16 protein-coding genes and 1 pseudogene are annotated in these 22938 nt (G+C 58.7%); 9 read left to right on the top strand and 8 right to left on the bottom strand.

Annotation, left to right across the window (positions count from 1 at the left end; translation table 11 throughout):
• Window positions 1–47 precede the first annotated feature (47 nt).
• The 6 genes from QF043_RS14690 to QF043_RS14715 form a co-directional block, all read right to left on the bottom strand.
• On the bottom strand, window positions 48–971 hold the full coding sequence (locus QF043_RS14690; RefSeq protein WP_307419079.1) for a hypothetical protein: 924 nt from the start codon (window positions 969–971) through the stop codon (window positions 48–50).
• A gap of 102 nt (window positions 972–1073) precedes the next feature.
• On the bottom strand, window positions 1074–3038 hold the full coding sequence (locus QF043_RS14695; RefSeq protein ID WP_307419080.1) for a DUF262 domain-containing HNH endonuclease family protein: 1965 nt from the start codon (window positions 3036–3038) through the stop codon (window positions 1074–1076).
• The gene (locus QF043_RS14700; RefSeq protein ID WP_307419081.1) at window positions 3038–4510 is read right to left on the bottom strand and encodes a DUF262 domain-containing protein; all 1473 of its coding nucleotides are present in this window, start codon (window positions 4508–4510) and stop codon (window positions 3038–3040) included. The genes QF043_RS14695 and QF043_RS14700 overlap by 1 nt, the downstream gene beginning before the upstream one ends.
• Window positions 4511–4675: 165 nt before the next feature.
• On the bottom strand, window positions 4676–5518 hold the full coding sequence (locus tag QF043_RS14705; protein WP_307419082.1) for a DUF1460 domain-containing protein: 843 nt from the start codon (window positions 5516–5518) through the stop codon (window positions 4676–4678).
• Between the two features lie 50 nt (window positions 5519–5568).
• Window positions 5569–7623: a prolyl oligopeptidase family protein gene (locus QF043_RS14710; RefSeq protein WP_307419084.1), complete on the bottom strand. Its 2055-nt coding sequence runs from the start codon at window positions 7621–7623 to the stop codon at window positions 5569–5571.
• A gap of 42 nt (window positions 7624–7665) precedes the next feature.
• The gene (locus QF043_RS14715; RefSeq protein WP_307419086.1) at window positions 7666–8577 is read right to left on the bottom strand and encodes a LysR family transcriptional regulator; all 912 of its coding nucleotides are present in this window, start codon (window positions 8575–8577) and stop codon (window positions 7666–7668) included.
• A 113-nt stretch (window positions 8578–8690) separates the two neighbouring features.
• Between QF043_RS14715 and QF043_RS14720 the strand changes: the two genes are divergently transcribed.
• The 5 genes and pseudogenes from QF043_RS14720 (at window position 8691) to QF043_RS14740 (ending at window position 16734) form a co-directional block, all read left to right on the top strand.
• The gene (locus tag QF043_RS14720; RefSeq protein ID WP_307419087.1) at window positions 8691–9905 is read left to right on the top strand and encodes an MFS transporter; all 1215 of its coding nucleotides are present in this window, start codon (window positions 8691–8693) and stop codon (window positions 9903–9905) included.
• Between the two features lie 233 nt (window positions 9906–10138).
• Window positions 10139–11380, top strand: coding sequence for a multidrug efflux RND transporter periplasmic adaptor subunit MexE (gene mexE / locus QF043_RS14725; RefSeq protein WP_307419088.1), 1242 nt, complete (start codon window positions 10139–10141; stop codon window positions 11378–11380).
• Between the two features lie 15 nt (window positions 11381–11395).
• Window positions 11396–14576: pseudogene (locus QF043_RS14730) on the top strand (efflux RND transporter permease subunit).
• Window positions 14573–15988 carry an efflux transporter outer membrane subunit gene (locus QF043_RS14735; protein WP_307419089.1) on the top strand — a complete coding sequence of 472 codons (1416 nt, stop codon included), beginning with the start codon at window positions 14573–14575 and terminating at the stop codon, window positions 15986–15988. The pseudogene QF043_RS14730 and the gene QF043_RS14735 overlap by 4 nt, the downstream one beginning before the upstream one ends.
• A gap of 221 nt (window positions 15989–16209) precedes the next feature.
• A complete protein-coding gene (locus QF043_RS14740; protein ID WP_307419090.1) occupies window positions 16210–16734 on the top strand; it encodes a hypothetical protein in 525 nt (174 codons plus the stop codon).
• 61 nt (window positions 16735–16795) lie between these two features.
• On the opposite strand, the gene QF043_RS14745 is transcribed toward QF043_RS14740, so the two are convergent.
• Together QF043_RS14745 and QF043_RS14750 are read right to left on the bottom strand one after the other, a co-directional pair.
• Window positions 16796–17176 carry a hypothetical protein gene (locus QF043_RS14745; RefSeq protein ID WP_307419091.1) on the bottom strand — a complete coding sequence of 127 codons (381 nt, stop codon included), beginning with the start codon at window positions 17174–17176 and terminating at the stop codon, window positions 16796–16798.
• A gap of 317 nt (window positions 17177–17493) precedes the next feature.
• On the bottom strand, window positions 17494–18513 hold the full coding sequence (locus QF043_RS14750; protein WP_307419092.1) for an AraC family transcriptional regulator: 1020 nt from the start codon (window positions 18511–18513) through the stop codon (window positions 17494–17496).
• A 167-nt stretch (window positions 18514–18680) separates the two neighbouring features.
• On the opposite strand from QF043_RS14750, the gene efeU reads away from it, so the two are divergent.
• The 4 genes from efeU to efeO (QF043_RS14770) are packed head-to-tail and all read left to right on the top strand — an operon-like array spanning window position 18681 to window position 22914.
• Entirely contained in the window at window positions 18681–19526 is an 846-nt protein-coding gene (gene efeU, locus QF043_RS14755) for an iron uptake transporter permease EfeU (RefSeq protein ID WP_307419093.1), read from the top strand.
• Window positions 19527–19536: 10 nt separating this feature from the next.
• A complete protein-coding gene (efeO, locus tag QF043_RS14760; protein WP_307419094.1) occupies window positions 19537–20739 on the top strand; it encodes an iron uptake system protein EfeO in 1203 nt (400 codons plus the stop codon).
• A 14-nt stretch (window positions 20740–20753) separates the two neighbouring features.
• Window positions 20754–22070: an iron uptake transporter deferrochelatase/peroxidase subunit gene (gene efeB, locus QF043_RS14765; protein ID WP_236371851.1), complete on the top strand. Its 1317-nt coding sequence runs from the start codon at window positions 20754–20756 to the stop codon at window positions 22068–22070.
• Between the two features lie 25 nt (window positions 22071–22095).
• Window positions 22096–22914, top strand: coding sequence for an iron uptake system protein EfeO (gene efeO, locus QF043_RS14770; RefSeq protein ID WP_056859905.1), 819 nt, complete (start codon window positions 22096–22098; stop codon window positions 22912–22914).
• Window positions 22915–22938 lie beyond the last annotated feature (24 nt).

A 22938-nucleotide genomic window follows, 5' to 3' on the forward strand; every position in this document is an offset into this window, starting at 1 on the left:
TCGCTTGCCCTACTCCGACCCCAACCCTCACCATCGGGGGCTCGCTGCTAGGCGTTTGGGAGTTGACCATGCGCCCTGATATGCTGAACAAAACTCTCCTCTTGCTGCGGGCTATTTATGTGTAAAGCTGACAGCAGAGAAGACGGGATTCTAGAGTTCATATTTTGATGCATCACGTTCCTGTCCATGTTAGCGGGGTGAGATACTTGCGCCAGGCTATCGAAGTTTTTCTCGTTGCAACTGATAATCCAAGCACCGTCAATGTGCGCGTACGCTGAGTTATCAAAATAGCTTGTGGTGAGGATTGTGTCGTTTTCCTTGGTGACCTGAAAGTCGACATCCACGATTTTTGGTGAGATTTTTTTCTGCTCGTCAATATCTATATAGATCGTCGCCTGCCGGGTGAAAAGATTTTTTAAATAGGCATAGTCAATAAGTTCATTTCCCTGAATAAATCCAACATTAATACAGATGATATTTATATCGTCGGACTGGGTGGTTTTATTGTTGAGGTAAGCCTCATACTTTCCTGCTTTTTCTTTAAGTGCCGACGTTATTCTTGCATGCAAGCTGTCCATTTCGGGGGTGTAGGCGTCTACTGAGCTTCCTGGCGCGGGGTCTTCCGGTCGGTGAGGAAAGAAGTATTGGGCGTACTGAGTTTTTTTCTGTACCACCTGAATAGGTGTTATCACTTCAATATTTATTCTTTTACTTTCAAAGCTGAACGTAATATCAGGACCTTTTTTCTCGCTGGAAATACCCTTGATGCGCCGGGTGCAATATTTAAGAACAACCAGCTCCGACAGCCGCTGCATGGTCTTGTCCGCGTCACTCATTTGCGAGATAAAGTTTTCATCCAGCAGTTTATTTTCATGCATTTCATTATAAAGATTTGAATAGAATTCAATAATATTCTGGTCGCACGTGTAATACGCTTCAACAGCACGTGCAAAATGCGAAGCACCGGCCATACTATGTTCCTTCCTTTGACTTGAAGTGGATCGCTACGAGCGTCACTGAATCTTTATCGCGGCCCGTCTGGTTTTTATAGCCCGCCCCTGACAGGCAACTGCTTAGGCGTCGTAGTGCGTCTCAAGGAGTGAGAGCATCACTTGCGCATGTTCATTAATCTGATGCTGCCCCCAGTCGTCGCCTTTGCCCAGCACATGGAACATATGAGCCAGTTTCAACGAGTCGTACTTGGGTTTGGTGCGAAATGCTGCTTGTTTTTTGATGACCGCCAAGTTGCTGTAGGAGGAGTTCTCACCCGGGCTGAGCAATACCAAATTACCAAATCCGTGGAGTAGATCGTCTGATAATGTCCTGCCGAACTCTTCATTTTGAGGGTGCACATGTTCGACTGAATTCTTCGAAGTAATCCTGTATAGCTGCAGCTTGTCAGGATCTAACCAGTTGGACGTGCGACGTTCACGCCAAAGAATGTATTCCAGTTTCTGGAACCAGTAGTGTTCAAAGCTGGTGCCGTGAGCTTCCTTGAGGTAAGCCATTTTCGTGGCGATGGGTTCAGGTTCAGCGTTGTCACTGTACAAGAGCCGATAACTCGCCTCCTTCTGAGTCATTGCCGTGAGCGAGAGTTGGTTATCGATATGTTCGAGCAGCGCCAGCACCTCATGCTCCGCCATGCCTGGCGAATTGACCAGCCTGCCAAGGAAGGGCGTTAACCAATACTGGGCACTGCGCTCGCCAGTAAGGTAGCGCATGCTCTGTAGCTGGCTAAGATCGCCAGTCTCCTGAGTGATGGAGCGCCAATCAGGGCCATTGCCTTTGCTTCGATTGTTGATGGAACTCAAGCGCAGGGTTCGTTCATCCTCCTCGCCCAGGCGCACCCACTTGACGACCCAGCGGTCGAACTGAAACCTTACGTTCCAGAGGCATTCCATAAACCCTTTGGCTTGCGCTGCAGTAGCGTTTTCGGCGAACTGGAAGAAACAGTCATTGAGGTTGCTGTCGTTGAGCCGCGAGCCGATGTCACGCCAGTTCTGAGCGTATCGGTAGATTCGAAAAGCATGCATGAGCAGCAAACCGAAGCTTGCGATCGACTGATAACGCGCCTCATCTTTCTCCCCAAGCGCCTCAATCGTGGCGTCGTCAGTCACTTTCATTGACATTATTTCGCTGATCGTGCGGCCTTTCGCGTAACCGGCTGCGGGGCGATCCAGGGAAAAGTGCTCGAAGGAGTGATCTGTGAGGTCGTTGAATTTCAAGCCACCCCAATGAGCACCCGCGAAGACATCACGCAGGTTCTTCTCGAAGTAATTCCCCATATCTTCGCATGCCTGCCAAATGCCTTCATACGTGGCACGGTTCTGCTTGATACATTTCATCAGGCGGGCTTTGAGAATATCGGTCTGTTCAAGCTGCACGCCACTGGTGTTCAGCGTCGCAAACAGTTTGTTCAGGTCCATGCCCGTGGGCATGACATTGTTGACCCAGGTAACCTGGTTGAACAAATAATCTGCAACCCGTTCAAGGGCTCGCTCACCCCCTTTTGCCTGCAATCTCTTCAACCTGTCGCATGCGACCTTTCGGGCAGCAATCAAGTGTTTGAGATAGGGATTCGAAGCCTCCTTTTCGTCCGAATGTGTGTCCGCCGTCAATCCTGCCCACGCGCTCAACCGTGACTGAACCTCTTCACGAATATTGAAAGTGAGTCTCGGCGCATTGCCCAAGACCACAAGCGATCGGAGTAGCGATGAGGGCATCAGCGCACAGAACGCTAGCGCCAACACCATCAATGTCGTCATGCGTTGCTGGCCGTCGATAATTTCATAGGTCATGAATGCATCAGAGGTCGGCGAAGTGACTTCGCTGGTCAGCACCGTGCCTATGAAGTAATGCGCCTGCGCGGGTTGACCGTTCGCATCGAGTTCGCTCGCCAGGATGATCTGTTCCAACAGTACCTCCACATCCTCGCTGGGCCACACATAGGGGCGCTGGTAACAGGGAATGGTCAGCGCTATACCTTGCTGGCAAAGCGTGGCGGCAGTCTGCACATTTGACTGGACTTGAGCATTCATCATTTGCCTCCTTGGCGGGCAATGTCAGCGAGGCTGATTCGTTCGATGGCATCACATAACGCCACATCGTATCCAGAGGCTACCTGGGCGATATCCGGCCAGGCCAAGCCCAAGTGAAACGTTGCAGACACCGATTCTACGAAGCGCTTCTTGATGCTGTGCCTATCAAGCCCTTCCCGGGTGGTGGTGTAGGTGTAGGTCCGTAAGTACCCCAGCAGTTCCTCGTGGGTATGGCTGCTGGTAATCCAGTCCATCAGTGGATTCTCCCTGATGTGCGCCTGGACGCCATCTTCCCTCACGCTGACTTCTTTGATCAGGCGCAGCGAAAAAACCATACGGAATATCCACAGACTCGCTTCGAGCAGTCGGGCAGTACCGAATTGGCTGGCGTACATCAGCAAAGCGCAATCGTATGCCCGGCTCAGAAACACACTGCCGCACGCATCTTGGGACAACCGTTTGTAGTAGTAGCCAAACGAGTGTTTGGGCGGCGCGTTACCCACGTCGAGCAAATCCAGGCGCAGGCCGTGGAAGTATTCGATGTAGCGCATGGCATTAACCCCGGCACCCAGAGGCTGACGCATGGCATACCCGGTCTGGAAGGTATGCGCTTCCTTGCCCCCGACATCGCGGTACACCCGTAAGGTCCGATAGGCAATATCGCCCGTATTTGCGAGCGTTCGCTCGGCGAGCTCTGTGACGATTTGCTTGCGCTCGAGTAGCGGGTCGCGATCACTGGCAACGTTTCGCCAGCGCAGGCTTTGCCAATGCCGGGCCTTCATGATGGTGGCGACAAGGGGTTTGAGATCCCCAAGGCGCTCCCAGGTCCGGGCGAAATCATTCTGCTCATCAGTAGCAACGCTGCGTAGATGATAAGCCTTGATGATATCCGCGCCGCTCAAACGCACACCGGAAGTGTTCTGAGTTTCGAAGAAGCGGTACGCATCATCTTCTCGCTGCGTGACGACCAGCGTAACGTTAATGCGCGTGAAATCTATTTGCGGAAGCTTTTGCTGCTCCAGCCATCGAAGATTGAGCTGGATGCGCCGATAACTTTCTGGGGAGTTGAATTTCAACTCAGGCGCGCCTCTGTCCCCCTTCTGAAGACAATGAAGCAACGCCAGGCTGGTAATGCGCTGCTGGCCATCGATGATATTCAGCAAGCCTCGCTGGCGCGCGTTACCACCTTGCTGGTGAAGGATGATACTGCCAAGGTAGAAGTCGTGGATCGGTGCATCCGTGCTGAAGAAGGCGCGCAAATCATCGAGCAACTGCGTTAGTTGCTCTTCTCCCCACCGATACGGCCGTTGGTATTCCGGTAAATGCAGGTTGCCAAAAATAACGCCGCCGTCGCTGGACGGAATGCGTTTTGCGCTGAATACATTATCGAGGCTCGTGGAGGCAACGGCGATGCCCTCCACGGCTTGCGGCAGATGCAAGGCAAATGCATGTGCGCTCACGGCTTGGCTCATATGACTGTCCTTGTAATGTGTTCTACGACCTGTTGATCGAAGATGCCGAGGTCGTCCCTGAACGATAGAAACCGGCAGGATGGCATAATGCCACAATCCTGAGCCGCAAAGTTCAAAATGGCGCAGCTACGCCTGCGGCCAAGAGCAGGATCAACGTCCTGGCACCTACTCCTTCGCCCTCAGCACAACAATCCCCGGCGTGTTGGCCACATACGCCAGAAACGGCGAATCCACCACCTTCTGGCTGCCTGAATGCGAGGACGCATTGCGCAGTACGGGGCCTTTGTCCGTCATGATAAAGAACCCCACATGGGTCACATCCAGCCCGGCCAGGGGCGTATAGATGCCAATAAAATCGCCCTCGTGCAGGCGATTGATGACCGTCTTGTCGATAAAGCCGGCGGGAATGTAGGTGACCGTACGCTGGACCACCGGCAGGCCAGGCAGGTAGGCGCTGCCGTCGGCTTTTTGGTTGAGGCGTTTTTCGCGGCGAACGGCATGGGCGCTTAGCTGCGCGGTGATGTCTTGCGCCGGTTTATAGGTGCCGCTGTAGGCCCAATCGGTGTAGAAGTGCTTACGGCTGAGAAAATCGAGATCGCCATCCACATAACGCGTGCGCAACAGGTTTTTCATAAAGTCGGGTTGTGCTGCTGACTGTCGCAGGGCCTCGACGTAATCCAGGTAGGTAAAGCAATCCAGGCCTCGAAAATCGACCACCAGTTGTTCGGGGGTGCTCAGTGAGCCCTGTAACTTGTTGGCAACATAGGGCGTGCCTAAAAAGGCCTCCGAGATGAGGCCGATCTGTTGGCCTGCGGGAAGCAACCGGTAGTTTGGACGCTCATGCAGAATCGCATTGAGCTTCTCAACGGTGTAAGGATCCAGCGGTGCATCGGACGTCAGCGCTGCATTTTGCTGGCGTTCGAACGCATGATTTCCAGTGGTTGCCCCCGACGAACCACAACCGGCCAACAGCATCGACATCAAGATAAAAACATAGGGTGTGCGCATCTGACTCTTCACTTATCCAAAGGGCATCCGAACATACCGGCCAGCGCCGGTCAGCCGTGGCCGGCGCTCAAGCGCTCCCACAAAAAGCCGTAGACCAGCGCTTTCATATACGCACTCTGGGCATTATCCGCCGCGCCGCCGTGGCCGCCTTCGATGTTTTCGTAGTACGTCACGTCCTGGCCGGCATCGATCATCCTGGCCGCAAGCTTGCGGGCATGGGCCGGGTGTACGCGGTCATCGCGGGTCGAGGTGGTGAACAGCACCGGCGGGTAGGTCTTGGCCGGGTCAAACAGGTGGTAGGGTGAAAACGTCTGGATGAAGGCCCATTCTTCGGGCACGTCCGGGTTGCCGTACTCTTCCATCCACGAGGCGCCTGCCAGCAAATGGTGATAGCGCTGCATGTCGAGCAACGGCACCTGGATGACCACGGCCCCGAACAGCTCGGGGTATTGGGTAAGCATGTTGCCGGTCAACAGGCCGCCATTGCTGCCACCTTGCACGGCCAGGTGCCGGGGCGAGGTGATGTTGCGGCTGATCAGGTCTTGCGCCACTGCGGCAAAATCCTCATAGGCGCGCCCACGCTTGTGCTTGAGCGCCGCCTGATGCCAACGCGGGCCGTATTCGCCGCCGCCGCGAATATTCGCCACGGCATACACGCCGCCTTTGGACAGCCAGGCGCGACCCAGCCCGCCGGAGTATTCCGGGCACAGCGAGACTTCAAAGCCGCCATAACCGTAGAGCAAGGTCGGCGCGTTGGCGTTGTACTGCAAGCCCTGTTCGTGCACCAGGAAATACGGCACGCGGGTGCCATCTTTGGACACGGCAAAATGCTGTTCAACGACATGCCGGCTCGCGTCGAAGAACGCCGGCATGGCCTTGAGCACTTCGGGTTGCGCGCCAAGCTCGGCCAGTGACAGCGTGACTGGCGTGAGAAAACCTCGGGTGACCAGCCACACGGCGTCGCTGTCATCGCTGTCGACGGCGCTCACATCCACGGTCGCCATCAGCGGCGCGCCGACAAATGCGCTGCGTGCCCAGCCTTGTGGGCCGGGCGTCAGCACGCTGAGACGGTTTCTGACGTCCTCCAGCACGTTGAGCACCAAGTGGTTGCGGGTCCAGTCCATGCCGGCCAGCGAAGTGCTGTCCGATGGCACGAACAACAGGTCGAAATCCCGCGCGCCGGCCATGAAGCGTGCAAAGTTGATCGCCAGCAACGAGCCGGCCACATAGCCATCCCCCACCGCCCAATCATCACGCAACTGCAGGAGCAACCAGTCTTTGTGCACCGACTTGTCGGCCGAGTTCGGCGCGTCGATTTTGCTCAGCGTGCCATCCCGGGCGCGCAGGTACAGTTCGTTGTTGTAGAACGCCAGGGTGCGGCTGACGAAATCACGCTCGTAACCCGGTGTGCTGTCGTGCATCGCCGCGATGTACATATCGTCGTGCCGGCCTTCGTAGACGATCGTCGCGGCACTCAGGGGCGCACCGCGCTGCCATTGCTTGACGATGCGCGGGTAACCCGAGCGGGTCATGCTGTCTGCACCGAAGTCGGTAAACACATACACGTTGTCGTGGTCGATCCAACCCAGCCCGCCCTTGGACTCGGGCAACGCGAAGCCGTCTTTGACCCAGGCTTTTTCGACCAGATCAAATTCGCGCGTGACACTCGCGTCCGCGCCGCCACGGGACAGTGCGACCAGGGCGCGTTGATAGCCAGGGTGCAGGCAGTCGGCGCCGTGCCAGACCCAATTTTCACCTTCCAGGGCATTCAACGCGTCGATATCCAGCACGGTTTCCCAGGCCGGTTGCGCCTTGCGATATTCCGCCAGCGTGGTCCGCCGCCACAGGCCGCGAGGGTGGGCGGCGTCGACCCAGAAGTTGTAATAGTGGGCACCGATTTTTTCCACGTAGGGGATATTGCTGTCCGAGTCGAGCACCGCCAGCAGGTCGGCCTGCATCGCCTTGAAAGACGCGGATTCGGCAAGCCGCGCGTGGGTCTTGAGGTTTTGTGCGCGCACCCAATCAAGCGCCTGCGTGCTGTCGACGTCTTCCAGCCAAAGGTAAGGATCGTCGCCCGTGGAAGGCGGTGTCGGGAGGTTTGGCATCTGCGCATCCTGTGGAAAATTTGTTCGGAAAATCAATGAGTGTCACTCAACCGCGCCCAACCCTGCAACCAGCACCTCCACTACCGCACGCACCTTGGGCAGCGCGTGGCGGTGTTTGACCCAGGCCACACTGATGCCCATGCCGACACAGGCCAAGTGCGGCAAGACTTGCACCAGCGAACCGTCCTGCAAGTGTTGCTCGACCAGCCACGACGGCAGTTGCGCGATACCGCAGCCGGCCAGCGCGGCCAACTTCAGCCCGGCGCCATGGCCGATCACCAGTTGCGGCTGTATGTGTGTGTGCAGCGCCACGCCTTGTTCGCCGGCATGCCGCCAGGGGCTGACGCGGCCATCGACCCAGCCGTAGGCCATGCACTGATGCTGCTCGAGGTCACGCTCGGACTGTGGCGTGCCGTGGCGAGCGAGAAACGCCGGGGATGCGCAGAGCACATGCCACTCTCGGGTGAGTAACTGGTGCCCTACCGTCTCCGGCCAGGCCGGGGCGTCGCCGATGTGCACGACGATATCCACGCCTTCCTTGAAGGGATCGACAAAGCCATCGGAGAAAGAGATGTGCGGGGTCAGCAAGGGATGAGTGTTCAGCCACGGCAGCAGAATCGGCAGCACCTGCGCCTGGCCAAACGCGCCGGGCAGGTCGATGCGCACACGCCCGCGCAGTTCGGTGTTTTCAGCCTGCAGCGCCCATTCGGCTTCTTCCAGGTCGGCTAATACGCCGGTGCAGGTGCGCAGGTAGGCCACGCCGGCATCGGTCAGCGACAACCTGCGCGTGGTGCGGTGGAACAGTCGGGCACCCAGGCGGGCTTCCAGGCGCGCAATGCTTTTACTCACGGCCGAAGCGGTCAGGTTCATTTTCCCGGCGGTCGCCGTAAAGCTGCCGTACTGTGCGACACAGACGAATACATCGATGCCCTTCAGGCGCTCTGAAGAAAACATGCACAGCCCTTATTCATGAATTAAGTTCCTGTATCTGGATAAAAACCATCCTAAATCAGAACTCGGTTCAAAGGTAAGCTGCTTCGACGCTTATAAATGGACCCGAGGCTCGAATGCTGGCCACGCTGAAACACTATCCCCCTGCCCTTAACCTGCTATTGAGTGCCTCACTGATACTGACGCTCGCCCGCGCAATCACCCTGCCCTATCTGGTCATTTACTTATCGGGCCACTTTGGCTTGAGCATCGCCGATATCGGCCTGGTGATCGGCAGCACACTGATCATCGGCTCGCTGCTGAGCCTGTATGGCGGCTTCCTGGTGGATCGGATGCGCAGTTACCGGCTTATGCTGACCTTCTGCGCGGTGTTCACACTGGGCTTTCTCGGCGCCGCTATTGCGCCCGCGCTCTGGCTGTTTTACCTGTGCCTGGTGGCGGTGAACCTGGCGTATGCGGTGATCGATATCGCGGTAAAAGCCGGGTTTGGCAGCCTGCTTGCCGTCGACCGGCGCAGTGAAGCGTTTTCGATCAAATACACCCTCACCAATATCGGTTACGCCGTCGGGCCGTTCCTGGGCGCCGGGTTGGCCACCGTGGATGCCAGCCTGCCATTTATGCTGTCGGCCGGTCTTGGCGCCGGGTTCTTGTTGATCTACTGCGTGTGGGGTGACAGGCATCTGCTCACGGCCGAAGCCAACCCGCCCTCCATTGCGTTCCTGGCGGTCGGCACACTGCTTTTACGGGATTACCGCCTGGTGTGCTTTACCTTGGGCGGCTTACTCAGTGCCGTGGTGTTCGGCCAGTTCACGGCCTACCTCTCGCAATACCTGATCGTCACCACCACGCCTCAAGAGACCTACCGGATCATCAGCACCCTTGTGGCCACCAATGCCTTGATGGTGATCAGCTTGCAATACAGCCTCGGCAAGCGGATTTCCCCGCGTTACCTGAATCGGTGGCTGGCCGCTGGCCTGAGCCTGTTTATCGTCGGGCTGGGCGGGTTTGCCCTGTCGACCACGCTGGTGATGTGGGTGCTGTCGATGGCGATTTTCACCCTTGGGGAAATTATCGTGTTCCCGGCCGAATACATGTTTATCGACAACATTGCGCCCGATCACCTGCGCGGCATGTATTACGCCGCGCAGAACCTGAGCAACGTCGGCGCGGCGTTGGGGCCGGTGTTGTGTGGGTGGGTGTTGGCGACGCAGCCGGCGTACAGCATGTTTTATATGTTGGTGGTTTTTGTTGTGGCGGGCGGGCTGATGTACTTTTTAGGCGGTTCGATTGGCAGCCAGCGCGGCCACCTCACGCCACCGGCTGAGGGCTGAAGGGCAATTGCCGGGCAGCGACCTGCGCCTGTCAGCGTCGTTCCTTGCACGCTGCGCAATACACCTTTGTCATCACGCCCATTGATAGCTCCCTAACGAAAACGCCATTCTAGAGGGCTCGCCTTGCGCTTATATCATTCCGAATGATAGTTACCTTTGCTTCATTCGATTCGTGACATAGCACCTCGCCGCGCATGATCCGCCCATCTCAAATACATTGGCGGATGCACCTCATGGAACAGTCACTCAAACACTTGCGCTTCCCCTTGGCGATTTTGGCCGTGGTGGTGATGAGCGCCTGCGGCAAGACCCCGGACCAAGCGGCCGCCATGCCCCCGGCAAAAATCAGTGTGGCCAAGGTGCTGGAACAACCGGTCAACGAGTGGGACGAATTCACCGGTCGCCTGGAAGCCCCGGAAACCGTGCAGATTCGTCCGCGCGTGTCCGGCCAGATCGACCAGGTGGCCTTCACCGAAGGCGCCCTGGTGAAGAAAGGCGACCTGCTGTTCCAGATCGATCCGCGCCCGTTCCAGGCTGAGGTGCGCCGCCTTGAAGCCCAACTCGCACAGACCAAAGCCGCCGCCAGCCGTAGCGATAACGAAGCGCAACGTGGCGAGCGTCTGCGCCAGAGCAATGCGATCTCCGCCGAACTGGCCGACTCGCGCACCACCGCCGCCCAGGAAGCCCGCGCCGCTGTCGCCGGGATCCAGGCGCAGTTGGACCTGGCCAAGCTGAACCTGAGCTTCACCCGCGTGACCTCGCCGATCAGTGGCCGCGTCAGCCGTGCTGAAATCACCGCCGGCAACCTGGTGACCGCCGACACCACGCCGCTGACCAGCGTGGTCTCCACCGACAAGGTTTACGCCTATTTCGACGCCGATGAGCGTGTGTACCTCAAGTACACCGAACTGGCCCGTGAAGGCCGCCGTGGCGCGACCACCCCTGTGTACCTGGGCCTGTCCAACGAAGCCGGCAACCCGCACCTGGGCCAGATGAACTTCGTCGACAACCAGGTCAACCCGGCCACCGGCACCATCCGTGGTCGCGCCGTGTTCGATAACAGCAAGGGCGAATACACCCCTGGCTTGTATGCCCGCTTGAAGCTGGTCGGCAGCGGCACTTACTCCGCCGTGCTGATCAACGACGAAGCGGTCGGCACCGACCTCGGCAAGAAATTCGTGCTGGTGATGGACGGCGACAAGCCGGCTTATCGCTCGGTGGAACTGGGGCCGAAGATCGAAGGCCTGCGCATTGTGCGCAGCGGTTTGACCAAGGACGACACCATCGTCGTGAAGGGCTTGCAGCGCATTCGTCCGGGTTCGCCGGTTGCGCCGGAAACGATCCCGATGGCCAGCAAGGAAACCCTCGCCGCCTTGGCACAACAACGACAAGCGCTTGAAGCCAGCAACCTCGAGCAAGTGGCGCCGGATAAAGCCGCGCCCAAGCTCGCAGCCGTCGCGACTCCACGCGGTTAAGGGACACAACTCAAGATGAATTTTTCCAAGTTCTTCATTTCGCGGCCGATCTTCGCAGCGGTGCTGTCGCTGTTGATCCTGATCGCTGGTGCGATCTCGCTGTTCCAATTGCCGATCAGCGAATACCCGGAAGTGGTGCCCCCCACCGTGGTGGTACGTGCCAACTTCCCGGGCGCCAACCCCAAAGTCATCGGTGAAACCGTGGCCGCTCCGTTGGAGCAAGCCATCACCGGCGTCGAGAACATGCTGTACATGTCCTCGCAGTCGACCGCCGACGGCAAGCTGACCCTGACCATTACCTTCGCCCTGGGCACCGACCTGGACAACGCGCAGGTACAGGTGCAAAACCGTGTGACCCGCACGCAGCCAAAGCTGCCTGAAGAAGTGACGCGCATCGGTATCACCGTGGACAAGGCGTCTCCTGACCTGACCATGGTGGTGCACATCACCTCCCCGGATCAGCGTTACAACATGCTCTACCTGTCCAACTACGCCATCCTCAATATCAAGGATGAGCTGGCACGGCTGGGTGGCGTGGGCGATGTACAGTTGTTCGGCATGGGCGATTACTCCCTGCGTGTGTGGCTGGACCCGAACAAGACCGCCTCGCGCAACCTGACCGCCACCGATGTGGTCACGGCCATTCGTGAACAGAACCGTCAGGTAGCGGCCGGTGCGCTGGGCGCGCAGCCTGCGCCTAACGACACCAGCTTCCAGCTGTCGGTCAATACCCAGGGCCGTTTGGTCACTGAGGAAGAGTTCGAAAATATCGTCATTCGTGCTGGCGCTAACGGCGAAATCACGCGTCTCAAAGACATCGCACGGGTGGAGTTGGGTTCCAGTCAATACGCCCTGCGCTCGTTGATCGATAACCAGCCGGCCGTGGCGATTCCGATCTTCCAGCGCCCTGGCTCCAACGCCATCGACATCTCCAATGAAGTGCGCGCCAAGATGGCGGAGCTGAAAAAGAGCTTCCCGCAAGGCATGGATTACCGCATTGCCTATGACCCGACCGTGTTCGTACGCGGGTCCATCGAGGCCGTGGTTCACACCTTGTTCGAAGCACTGATCCTGGTGGTGCTGGTGGTGATCCTGTTCCTGCAAACCTGGCGTGCCTCGATCATTCCATTGGTGGCGGTGCCGGTATCGTTGATCGGTACGTTTGCAGTCATGCACCTGTTTGGCTTCTCGCTTAACGCGCTGTCGCTGTTCGGTCTGGTACTGGCCATCGGTATCGTGGTGGACGACGCCATCGTGGTGGTGGAGAACGTCGAGCGAAATATCGAGTTGGGACTGGAACCGTTCCCGGCCACTGAAAAGGCCATGAGCGAAGTGACTGGCCCGATCATCGCGACTGCATTGGTACTCTGTGCGGTGTTCATTCCGGCGGCCTTTATCAGTGGTCTGACCGGGCAGTTCTATAAGCAGTTTGCCTTGACCATTGCGATCTCGACGGTGATTTCGGCGTTCAACTCGCTGACCTTGTCGCCCGCACTGGCTGCGGTACTGCTTAAAAGTCATAACGCACCCAAGGACGGCTTCTCCAGGTTCCTCGACAAGATGCTGGGTGGCTGGTTGTTCAAACCGTTCAACCGCTTCTTCGACAAAGCCAGCCATGGTTATGTAGGCACCGTGCGCCGGGTGATTCGCGGCAGTGGCATTGCGCTGTTCCTGTACGCCGGCCTGATGGTGCTGACATGGTTGGGCTTTGCCCACACGCCGACCGGTTTCGTACCGGCCCAGGACAAGCAGTACCTGGTGGCCTTCGCACAATTGCCGGACGCCGCCAGCCTGGACCGCACCGAGGACGTGATCAAGCGCATGTCCGACATCGCCATGAAACAGCCCGGCGTGGAAAGCGCTATTGCCTTCCCCGGCTTGTCAATCAACGGTTTTACCAACAGCCCGAACAACGGCATCGTATTCGTTACCTTGAAGCCGTTCGATGAGCGTAAAGACCCGAGCATGTCCGCCGGCGCAATTGCCGGGGCACTGAACGGTAAATACAGCAGCATCGAAGAAGCCTACATGGCGATCTTCCCGCCGCCGCCGGTACAGGGCCTGGGCACGATTGGCGGGTTCCGCCTGCAAGTCGAAGACCGTGGCAACCTGGGGTATGACGAGCTGTACAAAGAAGTGCAGAACATCATCACCAAAAGCCGTGGCGTACCTGAGTTGTTCGGCCTGTTCACCAGCTACACGGTCAACGTGCCCCAGGTCGATGCCGCCATTGACCGCGAAAAGGCCAAGACCCACGGCGTGGCGATCAGCGACATCTTCGACACCCTGCAGATCTACCTGGGTTCGTTGTATGCCAACGACTTCAACCGCTTCGGGCGTACCTATCAGGTCAACGTGCAGGCTGAGCAACAGTTCCGCCAGGATGAAGACCAGATCGGCCAGCTGAAAGTGGCGCAACAACAAAGGCGAGATGATCCCGCTGGCGACCTTTATCAAGGTCAGCGACACCTCGGGGCCGGACCGCGTGATGCACTACAACGGCTTTATCACCGCCGAAATCAACGGCAACGCCGCACCGGGCTACAGCTCCGGCCAGGCACAGGCCGCGATTGAAAAATTGCTGAAAGACGAACTGCCCAACGGCATGACCTACGAGTGGACCGACCTGACCTATCAGCAAATCCTCTCAGGCAATACCGCGCTGTTCGTGTTCCCGCTCTGCGTGCTGCTGGCGTTCCTGGTACTGGCCGCTCAGTACGAAAGCTGGAGCCTGCCACTGGCGGTGATCCTGATCGTACCGATGACGCTGCTGTCGGCCATCACCGGGGTGATTATCTCCGGCGGCGACAACAACATCTTCACCCAGATCGGCCTGATCGTACTGGTGGGCCTGGCGTGTAAGAACGCGATTCTGATCGTCGAGTTTGCCAAGGATAAACAGCAGGAAGGTCTCGATCCGCTGGCTGCCGTACTGGAGGCTTGCCGCTTGCGTCTGCGGCCGATCCTGATGACCTCGTTCGCCTTCATCATGGGTGTGGTGCCCCTGGTGTTGTCCAGCGGTGCCGGTGCCGAGATGCGGCATGCCATGGGTGTGGCGGTGTTCTCCGGGATGATCGGGGTGACCTTCTTCGGGCTGTTGCTGACCCCGGTGTTCTACGTCCTGATCCGTCGTTATGTGGAGCGCGGCGAAGCACGCAAAGCGGCCAAGGCCTTGAAGCTGGAGACGCAGCAATGAGCGTGAACGTATTTTTGCCGAGCTTGCTGGTTTTGGCGCTGAGCGCCTGTGCCGTGGGCCCGGACTACAAAACCGAAAAATTGGAGGCGGCCAATATCACGGCCGCCGCCGACACCAAAAGTTATGACCACGCCCAGTACGAAGGCATCTGGTGGCAGCAGTTCGAGGACCCGACCCTCAACCAACTGGTGACCCAGTCGTTGAGCGGTAACCGCGACCTGCGTGTGGCGTTCGCCCGTCTGCGGGCGGCACGTGCCATCCGTGATGACGTGGCCACCGACATCATGCCGGTCGTCACCTCTCGCGCCAGCAGTGACGTGGGCAAAGGCCAGATCCCGGGCCAGACTACCCAGCGTGTCAACAGCGAGCGCTATGACCTGGGCCTGGACATGGCCTGGGAAGTCGACTTGTTCGGCCGTATCCGCCGCAACCTTGAGGCCAGCGATGCGGACCAACAGGTCGCCGAAGCCGACCTGTACCAACTGCAAGTCACCCTGATTGCCGAACTGGTGGACGCCTACGGCCAATTGCGCGGCGCTCAATTGCGTGAACGCATTGCCCTGGACAACCTGAAGAACCAGCAGGAATCGCGCACCATTACCCTGAGCCTGCGTGATGCCGGTGTGGGTGATCAGCTCGATGTGGAACGCGCTGACGCACGCCTGGCGGCGGTTGAAGCCAGCGTGCCGCAACTGCAAGCCGAGCAAGTGCGCGAGCGTAACCGCATCGCCACCCTCCTCGGCCAGCGCCCCGACAAGCTGAGCGTGGACTTGAGCCCCAAAGACCTGCCGGCGATTGCCAAGGCCTTGCCGATCGGCGACCCCGGCCAGTTGCTGCAACGTCGCCCGGACATCCTCAGCGCCGAACGCAAACTGGCCGCCGCCACCGCGCGTATCGGCGTGGCCAAGGCCGACCTGTTCCCAAGGGTCAGCCTCAGCGGCTTCCTCGGCTTTACCGCCGGGCGCGGTTCGCAGATTGGCTCGGCTGCCGCGAATGCCTGGTCCCTTGGCCCAAGCATTACCTGGGCCGCGTTTGACCTGGGCAGCGTGCGTGCACGGTTGCGCGGTGCGAATGCCGAGGCCGATGGCGCCCTGGCGACCTATGAGCAGCAAGTGTTGCTGGCGTTGGAAGAATCGGAGAATGCCTTCAGCGATTACGGCAAACGCCAGCAGCGTCTGGTTTCGCTGATTCGTCAGAGTGAATCCAGCCGTGCTGCCGCTGACCTCGCCGCAATTCGTTATCGCGAAGGCACCGTGGACTTCCTGGTGCTGCTCGATGCGCAACGTGAGCGCCTGGCCGCTGAAGACTCCCAGGCCCAGGCCGAAGTGGACTTGTATCGCGGCATCGTCGCGATCTACAAGGCCCTGGGCGGTGGCTGGCAGCCGGACACGGTCGTAGCCAGCAGCAAGTGATGTAACGAGCTCCTTTGGTTGGTCGCATCCAACCAATTTTTAGCCCTGCGGCTCATTCGGTCGCGGGGCTTTTTTTTGGGTTAATTTGAAAGGCATGGACGTCAGATACTGTTGTAGTCCCTCGCCAGCCATTTCCGATTATCAGTGAAAGCCGAAAACAGCGGTGCATTGCACTCAGGGTGCTTCTAGATTTTAGTTTCCGGTCATTGGAGGGTAAGAACATGGCAATCGTGTGGACCACCGAACCGTTGCAACAGTCTAAGGCGACCGCTGCTGTTGTGATCAAGAATCCGAATGAAGTTAAGAATGCGTTTACCGTGACGGATGCACCTGAAGCATCGGCAGCGCTTCAACTTGATAGCGCGCAAGAGGTTAACCAACTAAAGGATTTTTTAAAAGATTACGACATGACCTCCATCAGCACTGACGAGCTGAAAAAGGTGGGCAGACGGCTCTATAACAGCGGCGCCATTGATGAAGTGGCTTTCGGAATGTTCATCAGTGGAAATGGGGAGTTTGACGAGAAAGGAAACCAAGCAAACACTCACGTGCGTTATAACGCGGTCGCCTTATTCAATCAGAGGTTTGAAGAGTACAGTCGGTTTTTAGAAGAGCATCCTGTGCATTCAAATTCGGACAATCTGCGATGGAAGCAAGGAATGATAGCGGCCAATCATGCCGTAGGCGCCCTGGCCTACTTCGCCAACTCAGCCAGTCACAAACTGGCGCTCGACGAGCAGGCCTGAAGGCGGTGTAAGGTCTGCAGTGAGCCAGAAAGTAGCCCTCGCCCACTGCATAACGGTCCACTCAACGGCCGTATTTGACAGTACCCAAGTAGACTTTTGACGTGGCATCAGGGTTTTTTATGATCACTCGATAGCTGCCGAATGGGCCACTGTAGAGTACGTTACTTCCCGTATTCCCGGCGACTTGATTCCAAGAAGCACCCGCTGCTTGCTGTAGAATCAATTGCGGCGGCCGTCCGCGATCAACAGCAGAAAGGGTGACGTCAATATTAGCGCTCAAACATCCGTTGGCAGAGGTGATTGCGAATGGCCCATACGCAATCTTTTCACTGTCGGCTTCAATGATCCCCGTATACGTATCCGTAATACTCCAACACCCCGCAGACACTTGAAACGACAAAAATACCCACGCCAGAACAGACAGTGCAAAAAACCTTTTCATGATCTTCACCCTCACAGTTGAACGACAGGTTGATCAAGCCAGACACCTGACCCGCACCCGCTCTGAGCGTGATATCGGTAGGAATCGTGCCTCCCACTGTGAGTGAACTATCAAGCCGGATATGCCAGCCGCTTCCTAAAATCATTAAGGAGCGCTCTGTCATAGCTGGCAGTAGGGCTAAGTCAGGTTTTTCCTAATCCCGCCTGCCCGTTATTCAATCCATTCAACTTACCCAACATCAAACGCCGATAATGTCCAGGCCCAGCATTACCCCAAAGGGTTTACGCAGGAGCCTGCGTCACACAGACGGCAACGCGTCACTCAGACGGCAACGCGTCACTCAGGATCAGACTGCGATAGTGCCCAGGGTTGGAGCCGGACCATTTGCGGAAGGCTTTGTAAAAAGAGCTGACATCCGCAAACCCAAGGCGCACGGCAATTTCAACAAAACTGATATCGGCCTCGGCGAGCCAGACAATCGCCAACTCCTTGCGCACGCTATCCTTGAGCCCCTGATAAGTCTGGCCCTCATCTGCCAGCCGGCGACGCAGGGTCGACGCGGATATACACAGGTTGGCGGCCAAGCCTTCGGTTTCCGGCCAGGTATGGGCCGGCATATGGCGCAGGTCCTGTTTGATGCGATTGGCCAGGCTCGTCGGGTCGCGGTATTTGACCAAGATGTTGGCCGGCGCATGCGCCAGGAAGCGCTTGAGTTCTTCCGGGCTGCGCTTGATCGGCAGGTCCAGGCAGTCGGCAGAAAAGATCATGCGCGTGCGTGGCCGGTCGAAGCGCAGGTTGTCGGAGAACATCACGCGATAGTCATCGCAGAACTCCGGTGGCGGGCAGCGCAATTCAATGGCGAGGATCGGAATCCGCCGACCCGCCAGCCAGCAGGCGACGCCGTGGACGATCATCCAGTAGGTGAAATAGGTAAACGCGCGTTTGGGTTCGGGCTCGAGCAAAACGATTTCTGCCAGGCTCTGTTGGCGCACCAGTTGTGCGGGCATCTGCTCGAGCATCAACGACAAAAAACCCAGGCCGGTTTCCAGGCCGGCATCCAGGCTCGGTTGCGCCATCGCGGCGCGGCACAGGAACGCCAGGCTGCCGGACTTGAGTTTGCGGGGGTCCATACCAAAAAATTCATCATCCCGGCGGCGCGCCAACAGGCGCCACAGGCGTGCGTAGGCCGTGGCGGGCACACGAGCGTCGGGCTGTTCAAGCAACGCCGGGTCTATCCCGACCTTGCTCAAGGCTTCAACCGTGGCCGCGCCGGGCGCGCAGCTTTGCAGCAAGGCTTCGCGTACAAGATGGATGGAGATGGTGTCTTTTTCCGCCATGGGAATCGGGCTATTCAATGCTGCAAAAGATGGTGTGCATCATAAGGGCGGTTGCGATTCGCCACCACCGTTCAGCCGCAGTTCAGCAAAGCTCCATATTGGCTGTTTAGTAATGAGTATCATTATGTTACAAATTAGCATCCTATCCAGCCTTGATGCGGTGCCGAATGCTCGTTCCTTTTCTAATCATGCTGCGCGAAGGCATTGAAGCCGCATTGATCGTTGGCATTATCGCCAGCTACCTGCAACAGACCGGCCGTGGCCAGTGGATGCCCGCCGTGTGGATCGGCGTGTTCCTGGCCGCTGCGTTGGCCCTGCTGGTCGGCGGCGGCCTGGAACTGGTCAGTGCGGAATTCCCGCAGAAACAACAGGAACTGTTTGAAGGTATCGTCGGCCTGGTCGCCGTCGGCATCCTCAGCTCCATGGTGTTCTGGATGCGCAAGGTGGCGCGCTCCATCAAGCATTCCCTGCACGAATCCCTGGATCACGCGTTGGCCGGCTCCAGGCACCAAGTCATCGCGCTGATCGCCATGGTGTTTTTCGCCGTGGCCCGTGAAGGCCTGGAAACCGTGTTTTTCCTGCTCGCCGTGTTCCAGCAGAGCGAAGGCCCGGGCGCACCGATTGGCGCCCTGCTCGGCTTGATCCTGGCAATTATCGTCGGCTTCCTGATCTACACCGGCAGCATGCGCCTGAACCTTGGCGCGTTCTTCCGCTGGACCGGTCTGTTCATTCTGGTGGTGGCCGCCGGCATTCTTGCCAACTCGGTGCAGGCCCTGCACGAAGCCGGGGTGTGGAACCACCTGCAAACCGTGCTGTTCGACTTCAGTACCGTGCTGCCGATGGACAGCCCGCTGGGTTCGGTGCTCGCCGGGATGTTCGGCTACCAGGAAGCGCCGACTGTGAGCACCCTGGGTGCCTATCTGATTTATCTGGTGGTGGCGCTGGTGATGTTCTTCCTGCCCTCGCCCCCCGCCAAGCCTGTCGCCCAACCTTCTTCCGTTTCCAGCCAGTAAGGACCGCCTCTTGTCCAACCCAACCCTTCAACCGGCACCGCCGTCGCGCGCCCTGCGCTGGGCAGTGGCCGGCTCGGTGGTGGTGATGATCGCCGCCGGTGCGCTGTTTTATTACGCTTCGCAACTGGCTGCCGCCAAGCGCCAGACCAACCACAATGAAATTGCGGTGACCATTCACGGCCACGCCTGCGAGCCGAATGAAATCAGCGTGCCCGCCGGGCGCGCGAGTTTTCGCATCATCAACCGCTCCGACCGCGCGGTGGAATGGGAAATCCTCGACGGCGTGCTGGTGATCGAAGAACGCGAAAATATCGCGCCGGGCCTAAGCCAGGTGATCAACGCCAACCTGTTGCCCGGCGACTATGCAATCACCTGCGGCCTGCTGAGCAACCCCCGCGGCACGCTGCATGTGACCCCGACCGCCGAGTCCGACGCCCAGGCCAAGGCCAAGCCGTCGATGGTGGCGTTTATTGGCCCACTGTCGGAGTTCCGGGTGTACCTGAGCGGCCAAGGCAGTGCGCTGGTCAAGGCCGTGGCCGCGCTGCAGCAAGCGATCGCCACCGGTGACCTGGCCCAGGCGCAAGCGCTGTATGTGCCGGCCCGTGAGGCGTACCAGCGCCTGGCTCCGGCCGCGCAACGCCTGGCGGAACTGGACAACGCGATCAACGCCCGCGCCGATTACTTCGAAAAACGCGAGCAAGACCCGGCGTTCAGCGGCTTCCACCGCCTCGAATACAGCCTGTTCCAGCAGCGCAGCCTCGATGGCCTCGGCCCGGTCGCCGAACGCCTGGTCACTGACGTCACCACCCTCAAGCAACAGTTGCTTGCGCAATCACTGCCGCCGGAACAACTGGTCAGCATTGTGGTGCGCAACCTCAACAGCCTGGCGGATGTGCGAGCCGCCAGCGGTGAAGAGGAGCGCTACAGCCATACCGATTTGAACGGCTTTGCCGCCAACCTGGAGGCCGCCCGCAAGGTGGTCGACCTGATGCGTCCATTGCTGACCAAATCGGCGGCGGGCCTGTTGCCAAACATCGACAGCGCCCTGGAGGCCTTCGATGCCCAGCTCAACAGTTTGAAAGTCGACGGCCAGTACAGCCGCTACGACAGCGTCACGGCCGATCAGCGCAAGCAGATCGCCGACAAGGCCAAGGCTCTGGCCGTTGCACTCGATGGAATCGACCCCGCCCTTGGCCTTTCCGGCCTGCAGTGAAGACGACCTAAGACATGAGTGATTCAGAACAGTTTTCCGCACACTTTTCAGCACAGCGCCGCCGCGTCCTGCTGGGCATGGCCGCCACCGGCGCCGCGATTGCCGGCAGCACCCTGACCTGCCCGGCCATGGCCGCTGCGGCCGAACAAGTCACCACCGCACCGCGCAGTGACAAGACCCAGGACCACCACGATTTCTTCGGCCAGCACCAGACCGGCATCGTCACCCCGCGCCCGGCCTGCGGCATGCTCGTGGCCTTCGACGTGCTGGCCAGTGACCGCGAAGACCTGGAGCGCCTGTTCCGCACCCTGAATGAGCGCATCGCGTTCCTGATGACCGGCGGCACTGTGCCGCAAGTCGACCCGAAACTGCCGCCCACCGACTCCGGGATCCTCGGCCCGGTGGTGACGCCGGATAACCTGACCATCACCGTCTCGGTCGGCGAATCGCTGTTCGATGAGCGTTTCGGCCTGGCCGCAGCCAAACCCAAGCGCCTGAGCCGCATGGTTGGCTTCCCTAACGACGCGCTGGAGCCCGCGCAGTGTCACGGCGACCTGAGCCTGCAATTCAGCTCGAACACCCCGGACACCAATATCCACGCCCTGCGCGACATCGTGAAGAACCTGCCCGACCTGCTGCTGGTGCGCTGGAAACAGGAAGGCAGCGTACCGCCCCAGGCACCGGCCAAACCCGGTGAGCCGGCGCAGAGCGCACGCAACTTCCTCGGTTTTCGTGACGGCTCGGCCAACCCGAACTCCAACGATGCCAAGGCCATGGACCAGATCGTCTGGGTGCAACCCGGCAGCGACGAACCGGCCTGGGCCGCCAACGGCAGCTACCAGGCCGTGCGTATCATCCGCAACTTCGTCGAGCGTTGGGACCGCACGCCCTTGCAGGAACAGGAAAGCATCATCGGCCGCATCAAACCGACCGGCGCGCCCATGGACGGCGACAAAGAAACCCAGGTACCCGACTACAGCAAGGACCCGGAAGGCAAGTTGACCAAGCTCGATGCGCACATCCGCCTGGCCAACCCACGTACCCCGCAGACTCAGGCCAACCTGATCCTGCGTCGGCCGTTCAACTACTCCAACGGCGTCAACAAAAACGGTCAGCTGGACATGGGCCTGCTGTTCATCTGCTACCAGGCTGACCTGGAGAAAGGCTTTATCAGTGTGCAAACCCGGCTCAACGGCGAGCCCCTGGAGGAATACCTCAAGCCGGTCGGCGGCGGGTACTTCTTCACCTTGCCGGGGGTAACGGGGCCCAAGGACTTCCTTGGCCGGACACTGCTCGCTGCAACGCACTCTCAAACCACTGCCAACACCTAAAACACACCAGAGCGGAAAACGTCCCATGAAGAAGTCGACTATCGCGTTGTCGTTGCTATTGACCCTCTCACCGCTGGCAGCTTTCGCCGCCACCGCGCCTCTGGACCTGGTAGGCCCGGTGTCGGACTACAAGATCTACGTCACCGAAGAAATCGGCGAACTGGTCACCCAGACCAAGGCGTTCACCGATGCCATCAATAAAGGCGACCTGGCCACCGCGCAGAAACTCTACGCGCCGACCCGCGTGCACTATGAGTCCATCGAGCCGATCGCCGAGCTGTTCAGCGACCTCGACGCTTCGATCGACTCACGTGTCGACGACCACGAGAAAGGCGTGACCGCTGAAGACTTCACCGGTTTCCATCGCATCGAGTACGTGCTGTTCTCCGAGAAAACCACCAAAGGTCTGGAAGCGCTGACCGCCAAGCTCAACACCGACGTCAACGACCTTAAAACTCGCGTGGACGGCCTGACCTTCCCGCCGGAAAAAGTCGTCGGCGGCGCTGCAGCGTTGTTGGAAGAAGTGGCGGCCACCAAGATCTCCGGTGAAGAAGACCGTTACAGCCACACCGACCTGTATGACTTCCAGGGCAACATCGACGGCGCGAAGAAAATCGTCGACCTGTTCCGTGGCCAGATCGAGAAGCAGGACAAAGTCTTCCTGGCCAAGGTCGACAAGAACTTTGCCACCGTGGACAAGATCCTCGCCAAGTACAAAACCAAAGATGGCGGTTATGAGACCTACGACAAGGTCAAGGACACCGACCGCAAGGCTTTGGTGGGCCCGGTCAACACCTTGGCTGAAGACCTGTCGATGCTGCGCGGCAAGTTGGGCTTGAACTGATTCAACACCCAGGTGTTCGGGCGA

Source organism: Pseudomonas sp. W3I7 (assembly GCF_030816095.1).
Lineage (GTDB): Bacteria > Pseudomonadota > Gammaproteobacteria > Pseudomonadales > Pseudomonadaceae > Aquipseudomonas > Aquipseudomonas salomonii.